Genomic DNA, 8,498 nt, shown 5'->3' with positions numbered 1-8,498 from the left:
ACAGCCACAGCGCGGCCAGCAGCGCGGCGGCCGTGTGCGCGGCGGTCATCGCGGCGCCGGGGCCGTGCGCCGCCGCGCCCCCGGACGAGGCGGACGCCGCGTGGTGCAGCGCGGGTTCGGTCGCGCTCGCGAACAGCGTGTGCAGCGCGAACTGCCCGCCGAGCAGCCCGCCGGTGATCGTCGGCAGGGAGCGCTCGTGCCCGGCGAGGAGCACGGTCACGCCGAGCACCCCGGCGAACCCGGTCAGCACCGCCCACGCGGGGACGGCCGACCGCGACGCCAGCGCGTGCCCGAGGGTCGCCAGCAGGACGCACACGGTCGCGAAGACGATCGCGCGTGCGCCGCGGAACCACGGGGGCGGGAGCTGCCGGCACATGTCCCGGCCATGGTGCCATCGAGGGTCGCGTCTCTGGTAGGGACCCCCCGGAACTGGTCACGACACGCCCTACATGTAGGGGTTGCATAGGGGTGCTCGACTACATGTAGGGTTCAAGCCCGTGCTGGTTCGCCCCCGCCGCTCGCGGCGGGGGCGTCGTAAGAGGGAACCCGGTGTGAGTCCGGGACTGCCCCGCAGCGGTGAGCGGGAACGACCGCCGTCATCACGCACTGGACCCCGGTCCGGGAAGCGACGGCCAGTAGGTCGCGCCTTCGTCCGAAGGCGCGGTGCCCGCGAGTCCGAAGACCTGCCCGCACGCAGTTCGTCCAGGTCTCGCGGGTGGACCGGCGGGCGATGCGCGGGCCCTCGCGCGTCCCCTCGGCATGCCCTCCGCGAGCTGAGCTCACGATGGGGAGCCGCATGCCGTACCAGTCCGCCGTCCAGTCGCCCGCCCGCCCGGACCCCGCGCCGGATCCCGCCGGGGAGTTCGCGGGGGAGGTGCGCCGGGCCTGCGAGGGGCTCGCGGGCGTCGATCCGCGGCGTCTCCTCGACGCCGTCCGGGCCGGGGACGGCCTGGACCGCGCGGCGCGGCGCGACCTCGCGATCGGTGAGGCCGCCGCGCTGGTGCCCACCGAGCCCGGCTACGCGCGGGCCGCGGCCCGGCTGCTCGGCGCGCGCATCGCGGCGGAGACGGCCGCCGCGGGCGTCACGACGTTCGCCGGGTCGGTCGCCGCCGCGCACGCCGCGGGCCTGCTCGCCGACCGTCCCGCCGCGTTCGTGGCCGCCAACGCCGCCGCGCTCGACGCCCTCGCCGACGACTCGGCGGACGACCGGTTCGAGTACTTCGGCCTCCGCACGCTCTACGACCGGTACCTGCTGCGGCACCCGGAGACCCGGCTCGTGCTGGAGCGTCCGCAGCACTTCCTGCTGCGCGTCGCGTGCGGGCTGGCCTACCCGGAGACCGGCGACCTCCGCGATGCCTCCGCCATCGATGCCGCCGCCGAACTGTACGGGCTGCTCAGCACGCTGTCCTACCTGCCCAGCTCGCCGACGCTGTTCAACTCCGCCGCCCGCCGGCCGCAGCTGTCGTCCTGCTTCCTGCTCGACTCGCCCCGGGACGAGCTGGAGTCGATCTACGAGCGGTACGCGCAGGTCGCGCGGCTCAGCAAGTACGCGGGCGGCATCGGGATCTCCTGGACGCGGGTCCGCTCGCGCGGGTCGCTGATCCGCGGCACGAACGGGCACTCCAACGGCATCGTCCCGTGGCTGCGCACGCTCGACTCCTCCGTCGCGGCCGTCAACCAGGGCGGACGGCGCAAGGGCGCGGCCTGCGTGTACCTGGAACCGTGGCACGCCGACGTCGAGGAGTTCCTCGAACTGCGCGACAACACCGGCGAGGACGCCCGCCGCACCCACAACCTCAACCTCGCCAACTGGATCCCCGACGAGTTCATGCGCCGCGTCGAGGCCGACGAGGAATGGTCGCTGTTCGACCCGAAGGAGGTGCCCGAGCTCACCGACCTGTGGGGCGCGGAGTTCGACGCCGCCTACCGGGCCGCCGAGGAGGCCGGGCGGCACGTCCGGCGGCTGCCCGCCCGCCGCCTGTACGGGCGGATGATGCGCACCCTCGCCGAGACCGGCAACGGGTGGATGACGTTCAAGGACGCCGCCAACCGCGCCTGCAACCAGACCGCCGAGCCGGGCCGGACCGTCCACCTGTCGAACCTGTGCACGGAGATCCTGGAGGTGACGAGCGACTCCGAGGCGGCCGTGTGCAATCTCGGGTCGGTGAACCTCGCCGCGCACGTCACCGCGTCCGGGGTGGACTGGGACCGGCTGCGCGGCACCGTCCGCACGGCCGTCCGGTTCCTGGACCGCACCATCGACCGCGGCTTCTACCCCACCCCGGAGGCCGCGGACGCCAACCGGACGTGGCGTCCCGTCGGCCTCGGCGTGATGGGCCTCGCGGACGTGTTCTTCACGCTGCGACTCCCGTTCGACTCCGCCGAGGCGCGCGAGCTGTCCACGCGGATCGCCGAGGAGATCGCGCTCGCCGCGTACGGGGCGTCCGCCGACCTCGCCGCCGAGCACGGCCCGCTGCCCGCCTACGAGCGGACCCGGACGGCGCGCGGCCGGCTGCACCCCGACCACTTCCCGGACGCGGCGCCGGCCCGTCCCGAGGCGTGGGACGAGCTCCGCGCGCGTGTCGCCGAGGTGGGGCTGCGCAACTCGCTGCTGATCGCCATCGCGCCGACCGCGACGATCGCGTCCATCGCGGGCTGCTACGAGTGCATCGAGCCGCAGGTGTCCAACCTGTTCAAGCGCGAGACGCTGTCCGGTGAGTTCCTGCAGATCAACGGCTATCTGGTGGCCGACCTGAAGGCGCTCGGGCGGTGGACGCCGCGGGTCCGCGAGGCGATCAAGCGGGCGAACGGGTCCGTCCAGGGCCTGACCGACCTGCCGGACGAGCTGCGCGCCCTCTACCGGACGGCGTGGGAGCTGCCCCAGAAGGCCCTGATCGACCTCGCCGCCGCGCGCACCCCGTACGTCGACCAGTCGCAGTCGCTGAACCTCTTCATGGAGACGCCCACGATCGGGAAGCTCTCCTCGATGTACGCCTACGCGTGGCGCAGCGGCCTCAAGACGACCTACTACCTGCGCTCGCGGCCCGCCACGCGCATCGCGCAGACGACCATCGCCCCGGCGGCCGAGCCTGCGCCCGCGGAGTCCGCACCCACCGGGCCCGCGTCGTCCGACGCCGTGACCTGTTCCCTGGAGAACCCCGAGACCTGCGAGGCGTGCCAGTAATGCCGCTGCTCGACCCCGGCATGGACCTGACCCTGCGGCCCATGCGCTACCCCGACTTCTACGAGCGCTACCGCGCCGCCATCCGCAACACCTGGACGGTGGAGGAGGTCGATCTCGCCTCCGACCTGGCGGACCTCGCCCGCCTCACGCCCGACGAACTGCACCTGGTCAACCGGCTCGTCGCGTTCTTCGCCACCGGCGACTCGATCGTCGCGAACAACCTCGTGCTGAACCTGTACAAGCACGTGAACGCGCCCGAGGCGCGGCTGTACCTGTCGCGGCAGCTGTTCGAGGAGGCCGTGCACGTCCAGTTCTACCTGACCCTCCTCGACACCTACCTGCCCGACCAGGACGAGCGGGCCCGCGCGTTCGCGGCGATCGAGCACATCCCGTCCATCCGGGCCAAGGCGGAGTTCTGCTTCCGCTGGATCGACTCGCTCGGCTCCCTGGACGAGCTGCGCACCGCCGCCGACCGCCGCGCGTTCCTGCTCAACCTCATCTGCTTCGCGGCGTGCATCGAGGGCCTGTTCTTCTACGGCGCGTTCGCCTACGTGTACTGGCTCAGGTCCCGGGGCCTGCTCAACGGCCTGGCGTCCGGGACGAACTGGGTGTTCCGCGACGAGTCTCTCCACATGGAGTTCGCGTTCTCGGTCGTCGACACCGTCCGGGCCGAGGAGCCCGGCCTGTTCGACGAGGCGATGACCGCGCGGATCGTCCGGATGATGGAGGAGGCCGTCGAGGCGGAGCTGGCCTTCGCCCGCGACCTGTGCGGGGACGGGCTGCCCGGCATGGGCGCCGCCGACATGCGCGCCTACCTGGAGTACGTCGCCGATCAGCGGCTGGCGCGGCTCGGCCTGCCCGCCCGGTACGGGACGGCCAACCCGTTCGCGTTCATGGAGCTGCAGGACGTCCAGGAGCTGTCGAACTTCTTCGAGCGGCGCGTGTCGGCGTACCAGATCGGTGTGGCGGGGAGCGTCGCGTTCGACGAGACGTTCTGATCCGAACTCCCTCCAAAAGGGACGTTCCGAACTTTCCGGATTGGGCACTCGTTGAACCGACAGGACGAGGCCGAGGAGGAACAGATGGCTTCTCTCACCGACCGCATACAGCGGTTCCTGCGAAGTCCGCAGGGACGCAAGGCGCGCGCGAGGGCCGAACGGTACGCCCGCGACCCGCGCACGCAGGCCAAGGCCCGCGGACTGCTGGCGAAGCTGCGCGGCGGCCGCCGGTACTGACCCGCACCGGCCCCCACCCCCGTAGTGACTCTGGGCGGGCCCGCCCTCGCGGCTCCCTCCGCGAGGTGGGGCCCGCTCAGACCCGGCCGACGGGGACCGGGCCGAGCGGGCCGCCGTCCACCACCAGGTTCTGCCCGGCCCGCACCCTCGGGGTCAGGGCGCGGAGGCCAGCTCGGCCTCCGCCGGGCCCGCCGCCTGCTCGGGCCGTCCGGTGGACCGCATCGTGGCGACCAGCACCGCGACGATGCCGAAGAGCACGGCGGCGATGCCACCGGTGATGTTCAGCGCGCCGGTGAAGGCGCCGTTGGCGGAGTGGAGCAGCTCGGTGGCCCGGTCGGCGGGCAGGCCGCGGGCGGCGGCGTCGGCTCCGGCGAGCGTCTGGCGCGCGGCGGCGGGCGCGTCCACGTCCGCCATGCGGGAGTGGTAGATGGCGGCGCCGACCGCGCCCAGCACCCCGAGGCCCAGCGAGCCGCCGAGGTAGTTGCTGGTCTCCGACATCGAGGCCGCCGCGCCCGCCCGCTCGGGCGGGACGGATCCGATGACCAGCCCGGTGCCCAGCGCGAAGAGCGGCCCGGTGCCGAGCGCGAGGACGGTGATGCCCGCGATGAGCAGCGGCAGGCCGCCGGTCCCGTCCACCAGGGCCAGCAGAAGGCAGCCGACGACGGACACCGCCAGCCCGCCGGCGATCGCCGTGGCCGGGCGCACGCGTCCGGCGAGCGCGGGCGCGGTCATCGTGCCGACCGCGACTCCCAGGCCCATCGGCGCCATGAGCAGCGCCGACATGAACGGCGAGTGGTCCAGCACGCCCTGGAGGTACTGCGTGACCGCGAGCCCCGTCCCGGCCATGGCGACGCCCGCGAACACCAGGCCGATCAGGACGGCCGTGAAGGGCCGGTTGCTCAGCAGCCGCAGGTCCAGGAGCGGGGTCTCCAGCGTGAGCTGCCGCCGGACGAACACGACACCGAACACCACGCCGGCGACCATCGCCGCGACCGGGACGAGCGCGCCCCGCGATCCGTCGACGGCCAGCTGCTTGAGCCCGTACACCACCGGCAGGACCGCCGCCAGCGACAGCGCCACGCTGACCGGGTCGAGCCGTCCGCGGGACGGGGTGCGGAACTCGGGCAGCACGATCGGCCCGGCCACCAGAAGGACGGCCATGGCCGGCACCGCGATCAGGAACACCGAGCCCCACCAGAAGTGCTGCAGCAGCGTCCCGGCCAGGACGGGCCCGGCCGCGCCCCCGGTGAACTGGCAGGTGGCCCAGATCGCGATGGCCCGGCCGCGCTGCGCGCCGTCCCGGAACATGTTGGTGATCAGCGCCAGCGTCGAGGGCATGAGGGTCGCGCCCGCGATGCCCAGCAGCGCCCTGGTGAGGATCAGCATCTCCGGGTTCACCGAGTAGGCGCCGACGATGGACAGGGCCGCGAACGCCGCGCCGCCGATCAGCAGCAGGCGGCGGCCGACGCGGTCGCCGAGCGTGCCCATCGTGATCACGAAGCCGGCCACCAGGAAGCCGTAGCCGTCACTGATCCACAACTGCTCGGCGCCGGACGCGCCCAGGTCGGTGCTGATCCGGGGGAGCGCGAGGAACAGCGAGGTCAGGTCCATCGCGACCAGCAACGTCGGGATGACGAGGACCACCAGGCCCAGCCACTCGCGGGGCCCGGCGAGGGCGGCGGTGTCCTGCTCCGTGCGAGTCATATCGCTCTCTCTCCTGAAGGACGAGGTCGTCCTTCGGTCGGAGCGGCCGGCCGGATCTCGACGTCCGCCGCGACCTTTCCGGGCGGGACAGTGTTGCGGGTTGGACGTACCTGCAAACTCTTTGCAATAGTGGCCGTATGGCTGACTACACGCTGCCCGACCTTCCTTACGACTACGCCGCCCTCGAACCGGCGATCACCGGCGAGATCCTGGAGCTGCACCACTCCAAGCACCACGCGGCCTATGTCAAGGGCGCCAACGACACGCTGGAGAAGCTCGCCGAAGCGCGCGAGAAGGAGCAGTACGGCGGGCTGGTCGGCCTGGAGAAGACCTTCGCGTTCAACCTCTCCGGCCACGTCCTGCACTCGATCTTCTGGGAGAACCTGTCACCCGACGGCGGCGACCGCCCCGACGGCGAGCTGGCCGCCGCGATCGACGAGCACTTCGGCTCGTTCGAGGCGTTCCGGAAGCAGCTGTCCAGCGCGACGGCCCTCGTCCAGGGGTCGGGCTGGGGCGTGCTGGCCTGGGAGCCGCTCGGTAAGCGCCTGGTCGTGGAGCAGGTCTACGACCACCACGGCAACATCGGCATGAACTCCACTCCGCTGCTGGTCTTCGACGCCTGGGAGCACGCCTACTACCTCCAGTACCGCAACGTGCGTCCCGACTACGTGCAGAAACTCTGGGACCTCGTCAACTGGACGGACGTGAAGACCCGCTTCGACAACGCCCGCGCCTAGCGCGCGCGGCGCCGGGACCACGGCGCCCTCCAGGCCGGGATCGTGCTCAGAACCTTTCCTTGCGGCCTGGAGGGCGTCGTGCCGTCAGCGCTTGGGGTTCTCCCGTCCCTCCAGGGCGGAGTGCCGGCGGCTGTAGACGAAGTAGACGACGCAGCCCAGCACGAACCAGACGGCGAACCGCACCCACGTCTGCCATTCCAGGAACGTGATCAGCCAGATCGAGAACACCACGCCGACGATCGGCACGACCGGCATGCCCGGCGTGCGGAACTCGCGCGGCAGGTCGGGACGCCTGTACCGCAGCACGATCACGGCGACGCAGACCACGATGAACGCGAGCAGGATCCCGATGTTGGTCAGCTCCGCGGCCTCCGCGATCGGCAGGAACCCGGCGATCAGCGCCGAACCCGCGCCGAGGATCCAGGTGATCCGCGTCGGCACGTGCCGCGTCGGGTGCGTCCGGGCGAACCACGCGGGCAGCAGGCCGTCCCGGCTCATGGAGAACCACACCCGCGTCGCGCCCATCATGAACGTGAACAGCACCGTCAGCACGCCGAGGATCGCGCCGACCGCGATGATGATCCCGACGGTGTTCAGGCCCACCGACTTGAACGCCGACGAGAACGCCGCGTTCGGGTTGATGTCCCGGTAGTCCACCATGCCCGTCAGCACCAGGCACGCCAGCACGTACAGCACCATCGAGATCGCCAGCGAGTAGATGATCGCCTTCGGCATGTGCTTGCGGGCCTCCCGGGACTCCTCCGCGGCCGTCGACATCGCGTCGTACCCGAACACGGCGAAGAACACGGTCGCGGCCCCGGTGAACGCCCCCGACAGCCCGAACGGGGCGAACGGCGAGTAGTTGCCGCTCTTGATCTTGAAGACGCCCACCACGATGACCAGCAGCACGATGCCGACCTTGAGGTACACCAGCGCCGTCTCGAACCGCGCCGCGTTCCTCATCCCGAGGTTCAGCACCCACGCGATCAGCAGGCACAACAGCGCCGCGAACAGGTTGACCTTGTAGCTGCCGTCCGCCACGCCCTTCGGCTCGGTGCCCGGCGCCCCCGACATCCACAGCGGCAGGTCGACATGCATGAACCCGAGCAGATCGTTGAAATAGCCGGATATCCCGATCGCGACCACCGCCACGATCGCGGTGTACTCCAGCAGCAGGTCCCAGCCGATCGCCCACCCGGTGAACTCGCCGAGCACCGCGTACCCGTAGGTGTACGCCGACCCCGCCCGCGGGATCAGCCCCGCGAACTCGGCGTAGGAGAACGCCGCCGCCGCGCTCGCGACGCCCGCGACGAGAAACGAGATCAGCACCGCCGGACCGGCCTTCTCGTTGGCGACCGCGCCCGCCAGGGAGAAGATCCCGGCACCGATGATCCCGCCGATGCCGATCGCCGTGAGCTGCCAGAGCCCCAGCGTCCGGGTCAGCCCGGACGGCGCGGCTTCGTCGTCGATCTGCTCGATCGGCTTGCGCCTGAGCATCCCGTCCAAGACCGAGGCCATACCCCACCTCCCGACATGACCGGCACCGTTGCTGGCCACCGGGAGACTCTGCCTGCCCAACTCTGACCGGACAAGGCCACAGAGATCACGATTTAGGCAAACTCACCCGCCGACGCTCCC

6 protein-coding genes, 1 pseudogene and 1 riboswitch are annotated in these 8,498 nt (G+C 71.7%); of the genes and pseudogenes, 4 read left to right on the top strand and 3 right to left on the bottom strand.

Annotated features, from left to right (window positions below; translation table 11 throughout):
- A pseudogene (locus E1291_RS17550) lies at nt 1-376 on the bottom strand (hypothetical protein); the annotation flags it as partial.
- 108 nt (nt 377-484) lie between these two features.
- Nucleotides 485-705: riboswitch (cobalamin riboswitch) on the top strand.
- Between the two features lie 91 nt (nt 706-796).
- Between E1291_RS17550 and E1291_RS17545 the strand changes: the two are divergent.
- From E1291_RS17545 to E1291_RS42040, 3 genes are all read left to right on the top strand, one after another.
- The gene (locus E1291_RS17545; protein ID WP_131738892.1) at nt 797-3,184 is read left to right on the top strand and encodes a ribonucleoside-diphosphate reductase subunit alpha; all 2,388 of its coding nucleotides are present in this window, start codon (nt 797-799) and stop codon (nt 3,182-3,184) included.
- Nucleotides 3,184-4,182, top strand: a complete 999-nt coding sequence (locus E1291_RS17540; protein WP_131738891.1) for a ribonucleotide-diphosphate reductase subunit beta — start codon at nt 3,184-3,186, stop codon at nt 4,180-4,182. The genes E1291_RS17545 and E1291_RS17540 overlap by 1 nt, the downstream gene beginning before the upstream one ends.
- A gap of 84 nt (nt 4,183-4,266) precedes the next feature.
- Nucleotides 4,267-4,419: a hypothetical protein gene (locus tag E1291_RS42040; protein WP_165495163.1), complete on the top strand. Its 153-nt coding sequence runs from the start codon at nt 4,267-4,269 to the stop codon at nt 4,417-4,419.
- A 153-nt stretch (nt 4,420-4,572) separates the two neighbouring features.
- On the opposite strand, the gene E1291_RS17535 is transcribed toward E1291_RS42040, so the two are convergent.
- Nucleotides 4,573-6,123, bottom strand: coding sequence for an MFS transporter (locus E1291_RS17535; protein WP_131738890.1), 1,551 nt, complete (start codon nt 6,121-6,123; stop codon nt 4,573-4,575).
- 137 nt (nt 6,124-6,260) lie between these two features.
- Here E1291_RS17535 and E1291_RS17530 point away from each other — a divergent pair, with 137 nt between their 5' ends.
- Nucleotides 6,261-6,860, top strand: coding sequence for a superoxide dismutase (locus E1291_RS17530; RefSeq protein ID WP_131738889.1), 600 nt, complete (start codon nt 6,261-6,263; stop codon nt 6,858-6,860).
- A gap of 84 nt (nt 6,861-6,944) precedes the next feature.
- Here the strand turns inward: E1291_RS17530 and E1291_RS17525 are convergent, their stop codons facing one another.
- Nucleotides 6,945-8,378 (bottom strand): amino acid permease, encoded by a 1,434-nt coding sequence (locus E1291_RS17525; RefSeq protein ID WP_131738888.1) that lies wholly within the window; start codon nt 8,376-8,378, stop codon nt 6,945-6,947.
- Nucleotides 8,379-8,498 lie beyond the last annotated feature (120 nt).

It is taken from the genome of Actinomadura roseirufa (assembly GCF_900659635.1).
Taxonomy (GTDB): Bacteria; Actinomycetota; Actinomycetes; order Streptosporangiales; family Streptosporangiaceae; genus Spirillospora; species Spirillospora roseirufa.
This window is presented reverse-complemented; position numbering and strand designations above follow the sequence as displayed.